Raw genomic sequence first — 20,423 nt, forward strand, 5'->3', positions numbered from 1 at the left:
TACTAAAACTCTTTTTTTATACATAGTAAGGAGATATCATTAAATAGACAATTACACCAGTAACAGCAACATACAACCATAAAGGAAATGTAAATTTTGCTATTTTTTTATGTTGTGGAAAATTACCCAATTTTGCTCTCATATAAGTTGTGAGTACAAAAGGAATTACAATTATTGATAAAATAATATGCGTGAATAAAATAAAATAATAAACGTATTTTATAATCCCTTCTCCTCCAAAAGATGTAGAATTTGAACTCATATGATATCCAATATAAAGCAAAAGAAAAATAAGAGAACATGCTATTGCAACCGTATTAAGTTGCTCATGTAATTTTATATTTCCTTTTTTAACTGCAATAACTGCAGCTATTAAAAGAACAGCTGTAACGCCATTGATAGAGGCATAAATTGGAGGTAAAAATGTTAACGGTTCTACATTAAAACCTAAATCTTTTAGATTAACACCAAACAAAGCTGCAACAGCTATAGGAATTAAAATGGATAAACCAGTTATAATTTTCTTATACTTTTTTTCTTGTGCTAAATTACTCATTCAACAAAATTTTAATATCTTCTTTTAATTCTTTAACCTGATCTGCAAAACCTTGTTCAGACAAAGCTCTGTAATACATAATAGGATTACCGTACTCGTCTTTTCTAGATCTAATATTTCCTTCTTTATCTACCAAAGCAAATAAGCCAGAATGTTCAAAACCACCATGTTCTTCAGCACCTTTACCTGCAAACAGTTTAAAACCTTTATTAGCTAAATCATACACTACCTCTTCCCCTTTACCCGTTAATAAGTGCCAGTTTTTATGTGTAATCTGATTCACTTTAGCATATTCCTTTAAAACTTCTGGAGTATCAATGTCTGGTGTTATAGAAAAAGAAGCTATTCCAAAATTACTATTAGAAGCAAATTTATCTTGAATTGTTACCATTTTCTTATTCATTAGAGGACAAATGGTTGGACAAGTAGAAAAGAAAAATTCTACAACATACACCTTGCCTTCATAATCTTTATTGCTAATAGTTGTTCCGTTTTGATCTATAAACTCAAAATCCGGAACTTTGTTAAATGTGTATAAGTCATTTTTGCTTGTTCCTTTTTTATCAACCTTATTCAATCTATCTTCTTGCACAAGATCATTGTCGTTTATTCTGCTATCTAAGTTTCTAACAACATAAATTCCGAATAAAAGAATAATAAATGAAACACCTATATAAGAATACTTTTTGTTCATAACCCTACTTCTTTTCTATCTGCTTTGTTCTTATTATTTTCCTTAAAAGCGGCATAATACTCGTAATAAAGTACCAATACATCATCTTTTAATTTTGCGTTTAACACAGAAACTGAATTCATATTATAGCCAAATAATTTTCCATCAACACTATCTGCATCTTTCACTCTACCTCTTAGATCTCCATTTTTATCAATCAAAAAAACATTAGATGTATACAAGTTAGATAATTTATCATTTGAATTAAACCCAGCGTGTAATGCTTTAATTTGTTCTTTAGAGCCTGCTGTAAATTTCCATTTTACCATATCGGTAAAAGCACCTATTTCTTTTTTTAGAACAGCTACCTCATTCTCTTTTCCTTCTGGATAAACAGCAATGATTTGAAATTGATTATATTCTATAAATTTCTTATAAATTTTCTCATTCAAATTAAAGAATCCCCCCTTATTAGAATCCATATCGTTTCCTAGAAAACAAACAACAGAAATCTTGCCTTTAAATGTGTTTGATGAATCTAACGTAGAAATATCTACAACATTGCTTGTAACAACAGGTAGTTTGCTAAAATTATTTGTTCCGGTTGATAAAATTAAAAAACAAATTAATGGGAAAATAAAAAGTAAAAATAAAACAACTCTTTTTTTAGTAAGTTTCATCATTGTTAAGAATTATAAATTAACCGCAAAAAGCGTAAAGTTTTTTTTTTATCACCCCAGGTAAGTTCTTTCTAAGTCTTAATTGGTAATAAAGAAATTCTAGATATTTTATTGTTAGTCTTAGATTATAAGAACCTATATTTTGTATATAAAAAAAGGTGGTTAAAACCACCTTTTTAAATTTTTAAATTACCATTTTACAAGTGGTGCTAAAACGCTATGTAAATAATTACCTTCTATTAAAAAAAGTGTTAATAAATAACAAATTAAGAAAACAGAGGTCCAAACTACAGAACGTCTTAACCATTTATTTTCTGCTTCTAAGTGCATAAATGCCCATGCAATGTAATAAGCCTTTACTAATGTTAAAATGATAAATATCCAGTTTAAAGGACTTGTACCTAAAATACTAGTAAGGTGTAAAGATGCTGGTTTTATAATACCTAATACAACCTCTACAGTAGTTATAAGTGTTAATAGTACTAAAACTATCCAGATTCTTTTTGTGTTTGATTCGTGTGCGTGTGCCATTTTTAATCTTATTTTAGATTCCTACTTTCACAGGAAAGACAATTTAATTAGAACTTTTAGGCAATGCCTAGAGGTCTTTATTTTTTTTATACTAAGTAGAAGAATGTGAATACAAATACCCAAACTAAATCTACAAAGTGCCAATACAATCCTACTTTCTCTACCATTTCATAATGTCCTCTACGCTCGTAAGTACCTAGTACTACGTTAAAGAAAATAATGATATTAATGATAATTCCAGAAAGTACGTGAAATCCGTGAAAACCTGTGATAAAGAAAAAGAAATCTGCAAAACTTGTGTTTCCATATTCATTAACTTTTAGGTTAGCTCCTTCAACAACCATTTTTGTTTTGGCTAATTGCGCCATTCCTTCTTCTCTAGAAAGGATAATCTTTTGTTTTGTTGCTGGGTCAATCAATTCTGAACGAATTAATACGTCTGGATTTGATTTGTATGATTCCTGAATTTGAGCAACAGAATACGTAGCAATCGCTTCTTCTTTCTCAAACCACAATCCGTTTTCTCTTTCGTGTAAGACTCTTCCGTCTGTTCTTTCTCCTACAACAAAATCAGACAATGCTATTTGATGAAATATTGGTTCTCCATCGGCATCAACACCATCCTGTGTTGCAAATTGTAAAAGTCTACCATCTGTTGTTTTTACAGCACCATAAGTACCATTAATAAAGTTTTTCCATTCCCAAGCTTGAGAACCGATAAAAATTATTCCAAAAATAATAGTGGCAAACATGTACCAAGCTACTCTTTTTTGTTTCATTTGATGACCTGCATCAACGGCTAAAACCATTGTTACAGAAGATATAATAAGAATAAAGGTCATTAATGCAACATAATACATTGGTGCATGTACACCATGTAAACCAGGAAAATGTGTAAACACTTCATCGGCGATAGGCCAAGAATCCATAAATTTAAATCGTGTTAAACCGTAAGCGGCTAAAAACCCTGAAAAGGTTAAAGCATCAGAAACGATAAAAAACCACATCATCATTTTACCATAACTTGCTCCTAGTGGTTTTTGTGTACCACCATTCCAAGTATCTTTACCATCTGTAGGTATAGCAATATTTGCTTCCATATAATAATCTCTGTTAATTAATTCTTAGTTAGTTTGCCAAAAATAACTATTTTTCATCACCTAATAAAATAGAAAAAGAAAAATAGATAAATCCATAGTATATCTACAAAATGCCAAAAGATTGCACCTAGTTCAAACCCAAGCATATTGTCTGATTTGTATTTGTATTTAAAATGATTATAAATAACAACCAAAAGCACTAGAACACCTGCCAACAGGTGTAAAATATGCATAAATGTAATTCCTATTATAAAAGATGTTGATACAGTACTCTCTGGTCCTGTAAAAAATAACCCTACACTTTTTAACTGATTAAAGCCTACATATTGTTGCCAAATAAACCCTATCCCTAACAATAAAGTAACAACAATCATCACTAAAGAGAGTTGTCTTTTATCATTTTTTAAGAATTTTTGTGAGAAAAAAAGCGTAATACTACTTGCAATAATTAAAAATGTACTGATATAAAATGATTCCGGTAAGTTAAAAGTAACCCAATCATCTCTTTCCATACTTATTACATAAGCACTTGTTAGTCCTGCAAAAAACATAACCATACTAATCATGGAAATCCATAACATAGGTTTTGCAGTCTTTTTCTTAGCAATCACTAATTCTTCTTCTATTCTCTGTTCTCTTACCATTATTAATGTAAAAATTTATCAACTACGTATACAATTTGCACTACTGTAATATATAAAACACTAGACAACATTAATTTTCTAGCATCAACGTTATCTTCACTTTTATGCAACTTAACACCAAAATATAACATATATACTCCTAAAAGAGCAACAATTACAGCTGTTATTGGGTGAATGTAAAATGCTCCAGATAATTTTAAAACTGGAGAAATCGATACCAATATCATTATTACTGTGTAAAAAATAATCTGTTTTACGGCTCCTTTATTTTTTTGCCCCATTGGCAACATATTAAAACCTGCTTTTTTATACTCTTCATGTTGTAACCAACCAATAGCCCAAAAATGTGGAAACTGCCAGAAAAACTGAATCATAAACAAAAAACCTGCTTCCATACCAAATTCATTGGTAGCAGCTACCCAACCTAACATAAAAGGAATGGCTCCCGGAATGGCACCAACAAAAACAGATAAAGGTGTTACTGGTTTTAAAGGTGTATAAACACTTGTATATAAAAATATGGAAATAGCACCAAACAAAGCTGTTTTAGCGTTGATACTATATAATATTGACAACCCAGATATTGTAAATAGAATTGCAATTGTAAGCGCAACATTAACAGACATTCTACCGGTTGGTAAAGGTCTATTTTGCGTACGTTTCATAATAAGGTCTGTATCTTTTTCTATGATTTGATTAAATGCATTTGATGCACCAACCATAAAAAAACCTCCAATGGCTAACATTAAAAGCGTAAAATAATTTACAACATCTATAGCCAATAAATAACCGGCAACGGAAGAAAATACAACACTTAATGACAAACCAACTTTTGTAAGTTGTTTAAAGTCTGAAATTATAGCTTGCATAGATATTTTATTGTCTGTAATTACTGTTGATTCCATTCTATAAAAATAGTTTGCAAAGATATTTGATAATTATGACTTTACCATCCTTTTAGTTGGGTTTTAACTATAAATAAAAAACCCACTCAATAAATTGAGTGGGAAAATTGCTATGAAAAAGAAAAAGTGTGACTTAATTAAAAATCACACTGCAAATGTATGTATAATACTCTTATGTTTTTCTTAAAAAAATATTAAAATTTAAAAATCGAAATACCAATTAAACAAATCGGCTCTAACCCCTACTGAAAACCAAACATTAGAACCAGATGGATAACTTGTTAAATCTGAATCTGAAGAGAAGTTTCTGTAAGATAAACCCGCAAATAGATTCGTATTCGTAGAAGGATTTATTAAATAATTGGCTTGTACGTCTGCAATAAAGACATTTGCAGCATTACCTTGTGCAAGCTCTATACCCGTATCTGACAATCTATCGTTATAAGATTGATAAATATCACCACCATAACTTATTGCCTGATCTTCTAAATCGAATCCCTTTTTACCTACAATAATTTTTGCGCTACCACTCCATCTATCTTTTTTATATCTAGCAATAGCAATTGCTTCCCAAAAGTTAGCACCCCACAAATGCCCAAGAGGCTGACTGTAATTACCGTAATTTAATATTGGTGATTTATGTGCAAAGGTATAAGGACGCGCACGATTGTACTCTAACTGTAAAAATAAATTTTCTACTTTAAAAGCATCAAAGTATTTTACACCTAATTGATATGCGAATTTATGTTTCCAATCGCTCATGTCACTAAAGTTCCCTACAGAAAACTCATCAATTACTAATTGAGAATATAAAGAGACATTATTATTTAGCTTATATTTTCCTGTTAAACCAATAATTGCGTTTCCAGAATCTTCACCTCTATTAAATTCTAAAGACCTATAAAATATAAGTGGGTTTAAGAAACCAGCATCCATTCCATTCTCTCCGGCAGAAATTGCAGTTTCAAAAAAGCCTAAATTTAATTTATCTGTAACATTCACACTTAAATAATGAGCTGCGACATATTTTCTTGCATGTTCATTAGGATCTGATACTGAACTTAAAGATGGTTCTGTATTCCACATCCAAATATTAGTGTATTGTATTTTCCAAATATCTAATTTCATTTTTAAATAAGTAGTTGGAGAAGAAACATCAGACAAAATAAAAGATCTATATCCATCTCCTATAAAGTTTTTACCGTTTCCAAACTGAAACTGCATGTATTTATTTGGTGTATATGCCAAATAGCCTTCTGCAACAGGGTAATCGTGTGAATCCTCTTTAAATCCTTTTGTCTTCCCCCTTCCAGGAACTAAACCTTCGGAATTTTGGGGTCTTACATTGGCTGCATTATTTGTTACAAAGCTATTTACATATTCTGCAAACCTACCTTGACTTTCTGCATAAGTAGTAGAAAATGAAAAGTTGTTTCCAATTTCTCCATTTACATTTACAATTCTAGAATTATTAAAGGTGTAATCTACATCAGAATTGTCTTTTCCCATTTGAACATCAAACAGCAAATCTACCGTAAGCCAATAATCGTCTTTTTTTACTTGTACCAAATGCTCATTCCAGACCTTTTTACCTAACCAAGTTTCTTTATTTGGTTTTAAAAATTTCTTTTTTTCTTTAGTTAAATCGTAATATGGCTTTATATCATCATACGTATAAGGTTTAGACGCGGTGTGCGTTCCTTTTGCTTTGTGCAACGCAAATTCATAATCTACATAGCTTCTATGTGTAAAAGGTATGTTTAGTTTACTACTATGTTCTAAAAAAGTAGAGTCTGCAATTCTCTTTTTTGCGACAACATCTATTAAGCTTTCTTTTTTAATTTCTAATGTAGTATTGTCTACAATAACATCACTATCATTCGTTAAAGGAAATTTAATTGGAAGCTCGAATTTCATTTCTATTGCATGGTCATTATACCAAGCAGGTGTAATTTTCGAAAACACCTTAAAAGCTCTCTTTACTTCGTCTCTAATTTCATCGAAAGGCGTGTCTACATATATTAATTTGAACTCCCCTTCTGCTGTAACAGCAAAAATAGTATTGGCAGAACCAACAAAACCTTCTTCTTTTGCAATTGCCGGTGTTTCAAACTCTGCAAAAAACAGTTCTCTTGTTTGGGCATAGAAACAATCTTTTAAAGATTGAACTTCTACATCTTTACAAGCATCAAAAACGGGGTACTTTTCTTCTTGAGCAAAATATATTGAGGGAAATAATAAAACTAGAAATATGTATTTTTTTATCATCCTATAACTTTATAATGGTATTATTTTTTAATTGATATTGTTCTTTACTTTCTTTACAGACTGCAATTCCGTTTTTATTAAACTCTAATCGATGTCCGTATTCACTAACCCAACCAATTTGTTTGGATGGATTACCAACTATAAGTGCAAAAGGTAAAACTTCTTTGGTTACTACTGCTCCCGCTCCAATAAGTGCGTATTCACCAATAGTATTTCCACAAATAATAGTAGCATTTGCCCCAATACTTGCTCCTTTTTTTACTAAAGTTTGTTGGTATTCATTTTTTCTTTTGATAGCACTCCGTGGATTGATTACATTTGTAAAAACCATAGAAGGTCCTAAAAAGACATCGTCTTCGCAAATTACTCCCGTGTAAATAGATACGTTATTTTGCACTTTTACATTTTTACCCAAAACTACTTCTGGAGAAACCACTACATTCTGACCAATATTACATTGTTCACCAATAACACAATGAGACATAATATGACTAAAATGCCAAATTCTGGTATCTTTTCCGATACTGCAATCGTTATCTATTACAGCCGTTTCATGTGCAAAATATTCTATCAAAATTAATATCCTGAATTACTGTTTTGTTCTTTATTTACAATCTCTTTAGAAGATGATGTACCAATTCTATCTACTCCTAAATTAACCATTTTTACAGCCATTTCATAATCTCTTACGCCGCCTGCTGCTTTTATTTTTAATGGTTTTGCATTTTCTGCAATTAACTTCATTGTTTCTAACGTTGCTCCGTTAGGCAAATTGTTTTCTGTTTTAAAAAAACCTGTTGATGATTTCACAAAAACATTCTCTGCATTTTCTTCACCAAAATCAGTAAAAACAATATTTTTAATTAAGCGCGAAATTACAATTATTTCTTTGTTTGTTAAGGCAGCAACTTCAATTATCCATTTTATTACTTTGTTATGTTCCAAAGCAAGTGCAATCCCTTTTGTAATTTCATTGGTAACCAATTGTAATTCACCTCTTTTAAAGGCTTCGTAATTCACAACAAAATCTAACTCATCTGCCCCTAAATTAATAGCTTCTTGTGCTTCTTCTAATTTTTCTTGAGTAGTATAAGTTCCTTCATGAAAACCAATTACAGTTCCAATAAGAATACTTTTATTTGCCTCTTGAAGCATTTCCTTAGCTAAAGGAATGTATTTAGCACGAATCATAATTAATTTATAATCGTACAAAATAGCTTCTTGAATTAAATGAATAACGTTTTGTTTATTTTCTTCTTCCGTAAGATTCGCTTGACTTGCTGTTTTTAAGTAAGTAGCGTCTAAATATTGACTGATTTTCATCTTGCTAAAATAACAAATAATAAAATATTTTCAACATAAAACCCAACCTTTTGGTTGGGTTTCATTTTATTCTAAACTAAAAGCAATGGGCAAGTTATACCTTACTTTAACAGTTTTACTATTTTGTATACCTGGTTTAAATTTTGGTAACTTCTTAATAACTCTTAAAGCCTCTTTTTCTAATGTTTTATATGCAGTCCTTATTTTAACATCAACTATTTCTCCTTTATCATCTATAACAAACTGAGTATATATTTTATGTTTACCAGTGCCTAAACCTATTTCATTTGCCAATTCCACATCAAAATTACGCTGTACAAACTGTTTCATTTTTTTCTCAAAACAAACCTTATTTTCTTCTTTCGATAAATTATCACATCCTTTAAAAATGGGTGCATTTTGTATGTTGATAAAATCTACATCTTCTACAAATTTCTCTTTAACATTAACTTCTACAACATTTTCTATATCTATTAAAACTGGATCTTCTACTGTAACATTGTCGATAATATTTTCAATGATATTATTATCACCTTTTACAACCTCATCTAAAATAATTGGTACTGCTTTTATAATCTCTATTTTAGGAATAACCTTAGGCTCTTTTGTAAAAATGACATCTGTATCTGGTGCTACATAAACGACTTCTCTTTTAGTAGTTTCAAAATCTGCAACTATTTTCTCTTCGGTTTGGTGCTCTAACGTTATAAAGATAATAAAGAGCACTAATACCAACCCTAACTGTGTAAAAATATTAGAGAATTTCTCTAATTGTTTTCTTGGTAATTTTTTGGTGTTTCTCATAATTAAAAAGTTTTTAAATGTTAAAACTTTGTTAAAACAATTAACGTGCCATAAAAAAAGCATCAAATTTCTTTGATGCTTTTTACTTCTATTTATATGTGATATAAAAATTTACTTATTTTTCTAAATGTTTTGCAGCTATAACCTCTAATTCATCATACCAATCCTGTCCAAATTTCCTTATCAAGGCTTGTTTTACAAACTTGTAAATAGGTACTTGTAATTCTTTTCCTAAAGAACATGCATCATCACAAATTTCCCATTTATCATAATTTACAGCAGAAAACTCACTGTATTCTTTTATTCTAATAGGATATAAATGACAAGAAACTGGTTTTTTCCAATCTATTTCTCCTTGGTTATACGCTTCTTCTATTGCACAAAGTGCTGTCTTTTTTTCATCAAAAATAACATAAGCACAATCTGCACCATTAATTAAAGGAGTTTCTAATTCTCCCCACTCACTGGTAACCCAAGTACCTTGTTCTTCAATAACAGCAATTCCTTCTTTTCTTAAAAAAGGTTTTACTTTAGGATATATTCTTTCTAAAATTTTGGTTTCTTCCTCATCTAAAGGAGCTCCGGCGTCACCATCTACACAGCAGGCGCCTTTACAAGCAGATAAATTGCAAACAAAATCTTTTTCGATAATATCTTCTGAAACTATAGTTTTTCCAAGTTGAAACATATCGCAAAAATAGTGTTATTTTTTTCTATAACTTTGCGTTTTCCTAAACTAAGTTATCTAATTTTACAAAAAAATATAAAAAATTATGAATTTTAATTTTAAAGAAGCTTTTACAGCCTTTATGGTTTTGTTTGCAGTTATAGATGTTATTGGTAACATCCCTATTATTATAGATTTAAGAAAGAAAGCAGGCCATATCCAATCAGAAAAAGCAGCTATTATTGCGGGTGTAATTATGATTGTTTTTTTGTTTTTAGGACAAAGTTTACTAAAACTAATTGGTATTGACGTACATTCATTTGCCGTTGCAGGTGCTTTTATACTTTTTTTTATTGCTTTAGAAATGATTTTAGGAATTACGCTTTACAAAGACAATGAAGATGATGTAAATGCAATTACAGCTTCCGTATTTCCATTAGCTTTTCCTTTAATTGCTGGTCCAGGAAGTTTAACAACCTTACTTTCTTTAAGATCTGAGTTTTTTTTAGAAAATATTATAATTGCAGTATTAGCAAATATTATTTTAATTTACATTGTCTTAAAAACCTCTTCTAGAATAGAGCGCATGATTGGCCCTATTGGAATTCAAATAATTAGAAAAATATTTGGTGTAATTTTATTAGCTATTTCTGTAAAATTATTTGCAGCAAATATTAAAGTTCTATTTGTATAAATGAATTTTGATGTTTTAATTATTGGTGGTGGAGCTTCTGCACTGCAATGTGCATTGGTATTAGGTTCTGCAAAAGACAAAGCTTTTGCAGCTGGTAAAACTATTGGAATTATCAGCCATCAGAGAGCTTCTCACCTGCAAGATGCCTTATTTAATAATGTATTAGGCATACCTGCTAAAACTTTAGGGAAAGACATATTACTTGAAGGTAAAAAACAGCTTTCTACCTTATACCCTCATGTACAACAAATAGAAAGTGAAAAAGTTATCTCTATTTTAACTGCAGAAAATGGATATCAAATAACAACCAACTATACTATCCATTTTACTAAGGTTGCAATTCTTGCTTTAAATTACTCTAAACCTTTTACAATAGAAGGGCTAGACTCTTTTATAGAACCTCATCAAAGAGCTAATCCAGTAAAAGATAGAATTCAACTTAAAAATAAAAATCACCTTATAAAAGACGGTTTATACTGTTGTGGCACCATCTCTGGTTGCAGAAGTCAATTTGCAATTGCTGCAGGAAGTGGCGCAAGTGTTGCTTCAGATATTCTTACAATTTGGAACAATAATACACCCACCAAAGTACATGACAAAGTATGATGGAAATCATATTTTAAAGCCATTTAAATTATTAATTTTACAATAGAAAATCGAATTTAAAAGAATTTGATAATCTAGAAAGCTATTTTTAAATAACGAAGTTAAAATTATACATTTTTAAAGGATTTCAAAATGGACATTAAAAAAAACCCAAAACAACAGTTAGAAAATTACAGTAAAATTTTCTTACAAATAGGGTTAGTATTAGCCTTATTTATTACTTATACTTTAATTGAGCACAAAACTTATGAAAGGAATGACCTAAAAAGCTTAGGACAAGCAAACATGATTGATGATATGAAAGAAGATATTCCTATCATTGAAATGCAAGAAGTAATACCTCCACCAAAAAACACACCTCCACCTATTGTAGAGCAAATTACAGTAGTAGAAGATGAAAAGGAAATTGAAGAAACAGTAATTGAATCTACAGAAACAGACGAAACAGTAGGTGTCGTTGTAAATACCGATGATATTGTTGAAATTGAAGAGGTAGAAGAAGTGGTAGAAGACATTCCTTTTGTATTAATAGAAAACGTGCCAGTTTACCCTGGTTGTAAAGGAAACAATAAAGCACTAAAAGACTGTTTTACAAAAAAAGTTACAGAATTTTTTGGTAAAAGATTTGATATTAATCTAGCATCTGAATTAGGCTTAGACCCAGGTAAAAAGAAATTGTTTGTAATTTTTACAATTAATAAAAAAGGGAAAATAGCAAATGTTAAAGCAAGAGGACCACACCCTCGATTAGAAAAAGAAGTAGTAGAAATTATTAATGCTTTACCTACAATGACTCCAGGTAAACAAAGAGGTAACCCTGTAGGTGTTAGCTACAGCATACCAATAACATTTGAAGTTAGAACATAAATAAAAAGAAAACCCAACTTTAAAGTTGGGTTTTCTTTTTTTACTCAAAATCGACACAGTAGCAGCAACCTATAATACTTATAAGCAATCTCTTATGATTTGTATATCACCAAAACCTGCTTTTTTATACCTAATTATAAAAAATAAGAAATTCACCTATTGAACAACCTTACAATGTTATATATATTTGTAGTATAAAAACAAGTACATGGTTGATAATCAAATAAATTAAATCTTACTAAAAAAATATTTTATTAAAATATCTTCCCCCACTATTTTAATAATTGATTAATATATTAGTCCCCCAATTATATTAATAAAAAAGCTAAACTCCCCCCTTAAAGTTTAGCTTTTTGTTATTATAAAAACTTTGTAAAATCAATAATATCTTTTTTTTGGAATTAAATTTTTTAAAGATTAGCAGCCTAATAGTTAGGCTATCTTTATTGCCTCAACTAATTCATCAAAATCTTTAGCTTTATCAAAAAAGGCAAACGCTCCGTATTTAAAACACGTCTTTCTTAGCTCTGTACTTATAGAAAAAACAAAGACTTTAGTATCCTTTTTATCTTTCTGAAGCATTCTTAACAACTCTATCCCATTACCATCAGGCAACTTCAAATCGAGTATTATTACATCAAAATTAGTTTTGTTAAAAATAGAAATTGCTTCATGTAAAGATTTTGTCAAGCAAATATCTCTTATACTATCAATTTGCTTAGCGGCATCAAAAATATTTCTACCTATAAAAGGGTTGTCTTCTACTATCAGTAAATTATGAAATGCTGCTTTCAATATAAGGTTGGGTATCTTAATTAAAAGGCAAGGTAAATAGTTTTTACAGATATTTTCATAAGCAAAGTGCTTATCATTTTAATTTAACAGCTATATAAAAAAGTATGGATCTATTAAATTCCCAATGAAGTTAACCCTTCTTGAATGGCATATTTTGTTAATTCAGGAATAGTGAATAAATCTAATTTTTTCATAATGTTATTTCGATGTACATCAACCGTTTTAGGACTTAAAAATAAGATTTCTCCTATTTCTTTAGAAGAACGTCCTTCTGCAATTAACTGTAATACTTCTTTCTCCCTAGAGCTTAATTGTGTCTTTTCTATTCCTTTAGGCTCTTTTAATACCAAAAGAAACTCTTGATTAATATCATTTGAAAGATATTTTTTATTTTGCATTACAGTGCATATTGCTGTAATCAATTCATCTGAATCTCCATCTTTTAACAAGTAAGCAAAGGCACCAGCTTTAAACATACTCTGTATAAACTGCTTGCTAGAATGCATAGAAAGACCAATTATCTTTATTTCTGGATTGTTTTTATGAATCTGCCTTGTTGCTTCTATACCATTTAAACCAGGCATAGCAACATCCATAACAACAACGTTTGGCAAAAGTTTTGGACATATTTTTATAGCCTCTCTACCATCGGAAGCTTCCCCAATTATGTGCATATTAGACCTCTGCTCTATAATGTTTCTTAAACCATCTCTTAATAGCTTATGATCATCTACTAATACAATTTTAATATCTTTTAAATAACTCATTTAGATAAAGGTATAAAAATTTTAACAGTTGTACCCATATTTATTTTTGATTTTATTGTAAATTTCCCTTGAATATTTTTAATTCGTTCCTGAACCGTAAACAAACCAAAACCTGAACCTGAATGATTGTGAAGATTACTCAATATTGCTGTATTAAAACCAACACCATTATCTGTAATAAAAATATCTAACCCTAACTCATTCTTATCAAGGTCTAAAGTTATCAAAGATGCATCTGCATATTTGATAGCATTGGTTAACACTTCTTGTATGCTTCTATATAGTAAAATAGATTTTACTTCATCTAGATTAATATTATCTACATTAGTATTAACTACACAAGCAATCTTATGCGTAGTCTCTACATTATCAAACAACCAACTTAGCGCTTCAATAATACCTAATTGATATAATACCGGAGGAGAAAGTTCATACGTAATTTTTCGACTATTTTCTAAAGCTTCAGAAATATGAGTTTCAATAAATTTTAAATCCTCATCAATCAATTTTAATTGAGGTCTTTTTTTCAACTCATTAATTTTCATTTTTGAGATTACTAAAGACTGACTTAGATGATCATGTATGTTTGTTGCAATTTCTTTTTTCTGTTTTTCTTCTATTAACGTCATTTCTGTTGTTAATTTCTGAAGTGATGATTGGTATACTTCTATCTCTTGTTTCGCCAGTACCCATTGCGTAATATCTCTTGCTGATGAAATATAGGAATTAATCATATTATCTTTATAAACTGGAGAGGATAAAAACTCTAACCAAACGTAATGACCTTCTTTATGCAACACTCTACAACTAAATGCATCAGTATACATATTACTAGATGTTCTTTCAGACATTACTTTTAATAAAGGCTCAATATCTTCTTTATGAACAATGCCAAACACTTTTCTCCCTAAAAGCTCTGATTGCTCATAACCTAATAAGTTATGTATAGAAGGACTAATATATTTAAAGGTACTATCAACTTCATGCAAACAGATTAAATCATTAGAGTTATCCGTTAATATACGGTACATCTCTTCTGCTTTCTCGATTTCACTTCTTGCCTCTTTTTGAGCTGTAATATCTTGGTTGGTTCCTTTTAAACTAACTACCTCCTTATTTTCTCCGAATATAGGCTTACATATAGACCTTATAGTTTTTTCTACATTATTTGGTAAACAAATTCTAAACTCAATATCATAAGGTATTCCTTTAGTGTAAACTAAAGATGCTGCATTTTCAAAATAATCAAGATCATCTTTATGAATTCTATTTAAGATATCTACTTGCTCTGGTGTTGGTTTATTTAAATCAAAACCCCAAATACGAAACGTTTCATCAGACCATTCTGATTTTTTTGTTGAAAAGTCAAACGACCAACTACCAACTTGGGCTAACTCTTGTGCTTCTTTTAACCTATTTAAAGATTCTCTTTTTTCAGATTCAGCATCTTTTATATTTTGTATACTCTGTATACTAACAGGAACTGTTTTTTGCTGTTCCAAATTTAGAGGAATTGGAATTGAAATTAGGGCCGTAAACTCATCCCCTTTAAAAGTTTTATAATTTACTTCGGATGTAAATGTTTTCTCCTTATTCCATATTGAAATTATAAATTCGGCAAACACTTTATGCGCACCTGTACCAAATGTGTTTTCCATTTTTCCATCTAAAAACTCTTTTTCACTTTTTGCTTTAAAAAGTTTTACAGTAGCTTTATTCACTTTGTTTATGACTACTTTTTTAAGTATCGAAACAAAAACCTCAGGATGTTGCTCTAAATAAACTCTAAAATCAAGTATTTGAAGCTTTTTAAGTTCTTCTAATTGTTTTATCACTCCAGATAAATCTCCATTCCAAACGGAAATCGTAGCGTTATCAAAAAGATTTCTATACCTTTCGGTTATTATTAAATTTTCGTGTTCTATTTGTTTTCTCTCGGTAATATCTTGAAAAACACCTCTTCTACCAATAACCTCTTTTTGCTCATTAAATAAAGGTTGAACTATCATTCTACCCCAAACCTCTTCTTTCTTTTTATTAATTAACCTAAGTTCAATATCATAAGGAATACCATGCTGCTCAAGATTTAAAGTCACTTGTTTCATCTTTTTTTGTGACTCTTTATCTAAAAAATTAATAATATCTTTTAATGAAGGCACTGGGTCTTTTGAATCCAATCCAAAAATATGAAATAGAAACTCAGACCAAACAAAAGACCCCGTATCATTATCATATTCCAAATACCCTATTTTAGCCAAATTACTAGCCTCGTTCTTAGAATACTCACTTTTTTCTAACAATTCTAAAGAGGTTTGAATATTTTTCTTAGAAACCTCTAACTCAAACTGTGCTTTTTTAGACGCAGTAATGTCTTGCAAAACTCCCCTTCTTCCTATTATTTCATTATGTTTATTATAAACAGGCTGACCAAAATTTCTTATCCAAACTTCTTCTTTATCATTGGTAACAAGCCTCAATTCACAATCTAAAGGAGTCCCATTTTTAATTAGTTCTTGAGTTGCTTTCGTATATTTCTCGACAGATTCATCATCAAAAATTGCAATAACATCTTCACGTGATGGAATCCCTTTTTTTATATCAAACCTTAAAATATCATAAACATAATCAGACCATATAAAAGTATCCGTTGCATTATCATATTCTTGGTAGCCTATTTTAGCTATTTCACTTGCTTTTCTCAAGGAATATTCCTTTTTCTCTAAAAGTTTTAGAGCATTTTCCATCTTTTCTTTAGATAGCTCTAATTCCTGTTGCGCTTCCTTAGAACCTGTAATATTCTGCAAAACACCTCTTTTACCAACAATTTCATTCTTTTCATTATAAACAGGTTGCGCCACATTCCTTAACCAAACCACTTCATCTTTTATATTATTAAATTTCAACTCTAGATCGTAAGAAACACCTTTAGTAGTAAGTGCTGTAGTTGCTTGTACAAACTTTTCTTGCGATTCTATAGTCATACTTTCTAAAAACTCTACCTTTGATAGAATTCCATTTTTTGGATTTAATCCAAAAATATGATACACGTATTCAGACCACACAACAATATCTGTTAACAGGTCATGCTCCCAATACCCTATTTTAGCCACTTTACTAGCCTCCCCCATAGCAAACTTACTTTTTCTTGACAGTTCTAGGGAATTCTGAACATTTTCTTTAGAAATTTCTAGTTCTAGTTGAACATTTTTAGAAGCTGTAATATCTTGTAAAACACCTCTTCTTTTAATAATTTTATTTTGTTGATTGTAAACCGGTTCAACTGCAATTCTAATCCAAACTTCTTCCTTTCTTAGGTTTGTCAACTTCAACTCAATATCAAAAGAAATGCCCTCAGTATCGAGTTTTAAGCTAGCATCCCTCATTTTTTCATTAGATTCCTTATCAAAAAATTCTGCTATTTCTCTACGTGAGGGTACTGGTTGTTTTATATCAATTCCAAAAATATGATATGTATATTCCGACCAAGTAAAAGTTTCAGTTGCAATGTCATACTCTATATACCCTATTTTAGCCATTTTACTAGCTTCATTCTTAGAGAACTCACTGCTTTCCAACAACTCTAAAGACCTCTGAATCTCATCTTTAGAAATCTCTAATTCTATTTGAGCATTTTTAGCGGCTGTAATATTATGTACTACACCTCTTCTTCCAATAATTTCATTTTTATCGTTATAAATAAGGTGAACCACTTGTCTTACCCATAACTCTTTATTTTTTTTATTTATTAATTTCAATTCAATATCATAAAGAGTGCCTTTTAAACTAAGGTCTACAGTAGATTTTGCTAATTTTAACTGAGAATCTTTATCGTAGAAAGCAACCATATCCTTGCGAGACGGAATACTTTCACTTGGGTCTAAACCATAAATTTCATACACATAATCAGACCAAACAAAAGCATCAGTTGCTATATCATACTCCCAATGTCCTATTTTAGCAATCCTGCTTGACTCAGTTAAAGAGTGATCTCTCTTTTCTAAAAGATGTAACGAAGATTGTATCTTTTCCTTAGACAATTCTAATTCAGCTTGTGCTTTTTTCCATTCAGAGATATTTTGCAACACACCTCTTCTGCCAATAATTTCATTTTGTTTGTTATATATAGGCTTAGCTACATTTCTTACCCAAACTTCTTCTTTATTTTTATTAATTAATTTTAAAACAACATTATAAGGCGTACCATGTGTATTCAGTTCTACAGTGGCTGCTAATAATTTATCTATCGACTCTTTATCACAAACCTTTACTACTTCTTCATATGGTGGAATTCCTTCATTTGGGTCTAATCCATAAATATGATAAATATAATCGGACCATGTATATGTATCTGTTGCTGCAATATAATCCCAATATCCTATTTTAGCCAAATTACTAGACTCATTTAAGGAGTAGTCCTTTTTCTCTAGTAACTCTAAAGAAATTTGAATCTTTTCATTAGAAAGCTCTAAGGCTAATTGGGCTTTTTTAGAAGTTGTAATATTCTGTAGAAGCCCCCTTCTTCCAATAACTTTATTTTGTTTATCGAATACAGGTTGCACTATATTGCGTACCCAAATTTCTTCCTTTTTTTTATTAGTTAACTTTAATTCAACATCATAAGGCGTTCCATTTAAATTCAACTCTAGATTTACTTGCACAATCTTTCTTTGAGATTCTTCATCAAAAAGTGCTACAATTTTTTCTCGTGGAGGAATTCCTTTTTTAGGATCAAATCCAAAAATTTCATAATGATAATCAGACCAGATAATATTAACCTGTTCGTTATCATACTCCCAATAACCAATTTTCGCCATTCTACTAACTTCATTCAAGGCATAATCCTTTTTCTCTAAAAGCTCTAGAGAAGATTGAATCTTTTCTTTTGAAAGTTCTCCTTCAAATTGGGCTTTTTTAAAGGCTGTAATATCCTGCATAATACCTATTCTACCTACAACTTCATTTTTTTGATTGTAAATAGATTGAGCTACAGTGCGCTCCCAAACAACTTCATTTTGTTTGTTGACAAACCTTAACTCTACATCACAAGAAACTCCTTTTACAGCAACATCTTTTAGAGCCTGTAGTATTTTTTCTTGTGATTCTTCATCGTATAGAGAGAGCAGTTCTTTTTTAGAAGGAACTCCATTTACGGGATCCATTCCATAAATAGTATACATATAATCAGACCAAGTGAAAGTATCTGTTTTAATATCATATTCCCAATATCCTATTTTAGCAACTTTACTAGCTCCCTCTAAAGAGTGTTCCTTTTTTTCTAATTCTTCTAAAGAATCTTGAAGTTTCTTCTTTGATAAAACTCTCTGTGTAATATCTCTAGCAGAGGTAACAAAGTAACTAATTTCACCTCCTTCATAAACAGCAGATGACAAAAACTCTAACCAAACAAAATGACCTTCTTTATGATGAACTCTAACAGGAACAGCTTCAGACATAACACCTTTACTAATCAACTTGTTTGATATTACTTCGTTTAAAAACTTAAGATCTTCTTTATGAACAATACTAAAACCTTTTTTACCTACTAAATCTAATTGTTCGTAGCCTAATATATTTTTTATAGAGGGGCTAATATATTTAAAACCACCATCTGGTTCTTGTAAAAAGATTAAATCATTTGAGTGATCAGTTAGTATACGATACATCTCTGTAGTTTCTTCAATTACTTTTTCTGCAGATTCAAATTTCTGCTTGTAAGTTAGTGGCTCAAAGACGTCTTTTATTTTAAAAACACCTGTTAACTGCTTGTTTAAATCAAAAAACCTTAAATAAAGATAAAGAAGTACACTATAAAAGACTGTAAAAATCCCTTTAGATATAAGTCCTGATATGATAATTGACTTTAAATTATCTATTCCCCAAAAATTAAGGGTTACAAAGAATAATGTATCAAAACTTACAACAATTAACATGGTAATACAAATGCGTAAGAATAAACATTCTACTTTTTTAGATATATATTCGAATAAAAGTATAATTAAAAAAGCATCTAAAAACAATACCACTGTTCCAATAAATAATTCTCTTAAACTTATATCGAAAAGGTTTACAGATGCATTAAAAGTTCCTTGTATTGATGTATTGTTAAAATTTAAGTTTAATGCTTGCACAAGAATTGTCATTACTATATTTACTATAAACAGCGCATAAATTAGTTTTTTTGTTTCACTAGCATCTTCTTTTATATATACCATAAGTATTACAAAGAGAGATGCCGTAAAATAAACAACAGAGCCTGGAGAAATAAAGAAATTATCTGTAATTGAAACAGAAACCGTATTATATAAAAATAATTGTACAAATTGAAATAATCCCAGGCATGCAAACATGACTCCAATACCCAACTGTTTTCTAAGGTGAAATAAAAAAAGAATTACCAAAGCAACTAAAGTGCCCTGCATAAACAAAAGGGCTATTTGACTATAATTCATAGTTATAGGGATAATTATATAGACATAATAAAATGAAAATCTTTTCTATTTTATATACTACATTAAATATTTTAAGGACTAAGGTAAGTATATT

18 protein-coding genes are annotated in these 20,423 nt (G+C 30.0%); 3 read left to right on the forward strand and 15 right to left on the reverse strand.

Features of this window, described 5'->3' with window-relative positions; all coding sequences use genetic code 11:
• Positions 1-16: 16 nt before the first annotated feature.
• From H0I28_RS12765 to H0I28_RS12820, 12 genes are all read right to left on the reverse strand, one after another.
• Positions 17-556, reverse strand: a complete 540-nt coding sequence (locus tag H0I28_RS12765; protein WP_218759343.1) for a DUF420 domain-containing protein — start codon at positions 554-556, stop codon at positions 17-19.
• Complete coding sequence (locus H0I28_RS12770) at positions 549-1,250, reverse strand: SCO family protein (RefSeq protein WP_218759344.1); 702 nt, start codon at positions 1,248-1,250, stop codon at positions 549-551. Before H0I28_RS12770 ends, H0I28_RS12765 begins: the two co-directional genes overlap by 8 nt.
• Positions 1,247-1,912: a hypothetical protein gene (locus H0I28_RS12775; RefSeq protein WP_218759345.1), complete on the reverse strand. Its 666-nt coding sequence runs from the start codon at positions 1,910-1,912 to the stop codon at positions 1,247-1,249. Before H0I28_RS12775 ends, H0I28_RS12770 begins: the two co-directional genes overlap by 4 nt.
• 186 nt (positions 1,913-2,098) lie before the next feature.
• Positions 2,099-2,440 (reverse strand): cytochrome C oxidase subunit IV family protein, encoded by a 342-nt coding sequence (locus H0I28_RS12780; RefSeq protein ID WP_165731605.1) that lies wholly within the window; start codon positions 2,438-2,440, stop codon positions 2,099-2,101.
• Between the two features lie 86 nt (positions 2,441-2,526).
• Entirely contained in the window at positions 2,527-3,540 is a 1,014-nt protein-coding gene (locus H0I28_RS12785; protein WP_218754700.1) for a cytochrome c oxidase subunit 3, read from the reverse strand.
• 56 nt (positions 3,541-3,596) lie between these two features.
• Positions 3,597-4,184 carry a cytochrome c oxidase subunit 3 gene (locus H0I28_RS12790; protein WP_218759346.1) on the reverse strand — a complete coding sequence of 196 codons (588 nt, stop codon included), beginning with the start codon at positions 4,182-4,184 and terminating at the stop codon, positions 3,597-3,599.
• A gap of 2 nt (positions 4,185-4,186) precedes the next feature.
• Positions 4,187-5,089 carry a heme o synthase gene (gene cyoE, locus H0I28_RS12795; RefSeq protein ID WP_165731602.1) on the reverse strand — a complete coding sequence of 301 codons (903 nt, stop codon included), beginning with the start codon at positions 5,087-5,089 and terminating at the stop codon, positions 4,187-4,189.
• 201 nt (positions 5,090-5,290) lie between these two features.
• Positions 5,291-7,357 (reverse strand): gliding motility protein RemB, encoded by a 2,067-nt coding sequence (locus H0I28_RS12800; protein ID WP_218759347.1) that lies wholly within the window; start codon positions 7,355-7,357, stop codon positions 5,291-5,293.
• A 1-nt stretch (position 7,358) separates the two neighbouring features.
• Positions 7,359-7,931 carry an acyltransferase gene (locus tag H0I28_RS12805; protein WP_302849948.1) on the reverse strand — a complete coding sequence of 191 codons (573 nt, stop codon included), beginning with the start codon at positions 7,929-7,931 and terminating at the stop codon, positions 7,359-7,361.
• A gap of 2 nt (positions 7,932-7,933) precedes the next feature.
• The gene (deoC, locus tag H0I28_RS12810; protein WP_218754702.1) at positions 7,934-8,680 is read right to left on the reverse strand and encodes a deoxyribose-phosphate aldolase; all 747 of its coding nucleotides are present in this window, start codon (positions 8,678-8,680) and stop codon (positions 7,934-7,936) included.
• Between the two features lie 66 nt (positions 8,681-8,746).
• Entirely contained in the window at positions 8,747-9,484 is a 738-nt protein-coding gene (locus H0I28_RS12815; protein WP_218759348.1) for an energy transducer TonB, read from the reverse strand.
• 115 nt (positions 9,485-9,599) lie between these two features.
• Positions 9,600-10,172 (reverse strand): DUF3109 family protein, encoded by a 573-nt coding sequence (locus H0I28_RS12820; protein WP_165731597.1) that lies wholly within the window; start codon positions 10,170-10,172, stop codon positions 9,600-9,602.
• Positions 10,173-10,257: 85 nt separating this feature from the next.
• Between H0I28_RS12820 and H0I28_RS12825 the strand changes: the two genes are divergently transcribed.
• From H0I28_RS12825 to H0I28_RS12835, 3 genes are all read left to right on the forward strand, one after another.
• Positions 10,258-10,845: a MarC family protein gene (locus tag H0I28_RS12825; RefSeq protein ID WP_218731862.1), complete on the forward strand. Its 588-nt coding sequence runs from the start codon at positions 10,258-10,260 to the stop codon at positions 10,843-10,845.
• On the forward strand, positions 10,846-11,451 hold the full coding sequence (locus H0I28_RS12830) for an NAD(P)/FAD-dependent oxidoreductase (protein ID WP_218759349.1): 606 nt from the start codon (positions 10,846-10,848) through the stop codon (positions 11,449-11,451). It abuts the gene before it with no gap.
• Positions 11,452-11,583: 132 nt separating this feature from the next.
• Positions 11,584-12,318, forward strand: coding sequence for an energy transducer TonB (locus H0I28_RS12835; protein WP_218731864.1), 735 nt, complete (start codon positions 11,584-11,586; stop codon positions 12,316-12,318).
• 432 nt (positions 12,319-12,750) lie between these two features.
• Here H0I28_RS12835 and H0I28_RS12840 read toward each other — a convergent pair whose 3' ends face one another.
• The 3 genes from H0I28_RS12840 to H0I28_RS12850 all read right to left on the reverse strand — a co-directional run bounded on the left by H0I28_RS12840 (position 12,751) and on the right by H0I28_RS12850 (position 20,329).
• Complete coding sequence (locus tag H0I28_RS12840; RefSeq protein WP_218731865.1) at positions 12,751-13,113, reverse strand: response regulator; 363 nt, start codon at positions 13,111-13,113, stop codon at positions 12,751-12,753.
• Positions 13,114-13,226: 113 nt separating this feature from the next.
• Entirely contained in the window at positions 13,227-13,880 is a 654-nt protein-coding gene (locus tag H0I28_RS12845) for a response regulator transcription factor (protein WP_218731866.1), read from the reverse strand.
• Complete coding sequence (locus H0I28_RS12850) at positions 13,877-20,329, reverse strand: PAS domain-containing protein (RefSeq protein ID WP_218759350.1); 6,453 nt, start codon at positions 20,327-20,329, stop codon at positions 13,877-13,879. Before H0I28_RS12850 ends, H0I28_RS12845 begins: the two co-directional genes overlap by 4 nt.
• Positions 20,330-20,423: the final 94 nt, after the last annotated feature.

Origin of the sequence: Polaribacter sp. AHE13PA, assembly GCF_019278505.1 — a bacterium.
In the GTDB taxonomy this organism is placed as follows: Bacteria; Bacteroidota; Bacteroidia; order Flavobacteriales; family Flavobacteriaceae; genus Polaribacter.

Coding starts and splice junctions, on each gene's coding strand:
- H0I28_RS12765 (WP_218759343.1), bottom strand. CDS start 556: ATGAGTAATTTAGCACAAGAAAAAAAGTATAAGAAAATTATAACTGGT.
- H0I28_RS12770 (WP_218759344.1), bottom strand. CDS start 1,250: ATGAACAAAAAGTATTCTTATATAGGTGTTTCATTTATTATTCTTTTA.
- H0I28_RS12775 (WP_218759345.1), bottom strand. CDS start 1,912: ATGATGAAACTTACTAAAAAAAGAGTTGTTTTATTTTTACTTTTTATT.
- H0I28_RS12780 (WP_165731605.1), bottom strand. CDS start 2,440: ATGGCACACGCACACGAATCAAACACAAAAAGAATCTGGATAGTTTTA.
- H0I28_RS12785 (WP_218754700.1), bottom strand. CDS start 3,540: ATGGAAGCAAATATTGCTATACCTACAGATGGTAAAGATACTTGGAAT.
- H0I28_RS12790 (WP_218759346.1), bottom strand. CDS start 4,184: ATGGTAAGAGAACAGAGAATAGAAGAAGAATTAGTGATTGCTAAGAAA.
- cyoE (WP_165731602.1), bottom strand. CDS start 5,089: ATGGAATCAACAGTAATTACAGACAATAAAATATCTATGCAAGCTATA.
- H0I28_RS12800 (WP_218759347.1), bottom strand. CDS start 7,357: ATGATAAAAAAATACATATTTCTAGTTTTATTATTTCCCTCAATATAT.
- deoC (WP_218754702.1), bottom strand. CDS start 8,680: ATGAAAATCAGTCAATATTTAGACGCTACTTACTTAAAAACAGCAAGT.
- H0I28_RS12815 (WP_218759348.1), bottom strand. CDS start 9,484: ATGAGAAACACCAAAAAATTACCAAGAAAACAATTAGAGAAATTCTCT.
- H0I28_RS12820 (WP_165731597.1), bottom strand. CDS start 10,172: ATGTTTCAACTTGGAAAAACTATAGTTTCAGAAGATATTATCGAAAAA.
- H0I28_RS12825 (WP_218731862.1), top strand. CDS start 10,258: ATGAATTTTAATTTTAAAGAAGCTTTTACAGCCTTTATGGTTTTGTTT.
- H0I28_RS12830 (WP_218759349.1), top strand. CDS start 10,846: ATGAATTTTGATGTTTTAATTATTGGTGGTGGAGCTTCTGCACTGCAA.
- H0I28_RS12835 (WP_218731864.1), top strand. CDS start 11,584: ATGGACATTAAAAAAAACCCAAAACAACAGTTAGAAAATTACAGTAAA.
- H0I28_RS12845 (WP_218731866.1), bottom strand. CDS start 13,880: ATGAGTTATTTAAAAGATATTAAAATTGTATTAGTAGATGATCATAAG.
- H0I28_RS12850 (WP_218759350.1), bottom strand. CDS start 20,329: ATGAATTATAGTCAAATAGCCCTTTTGTTTATGCAGGGCACTTTAGTT.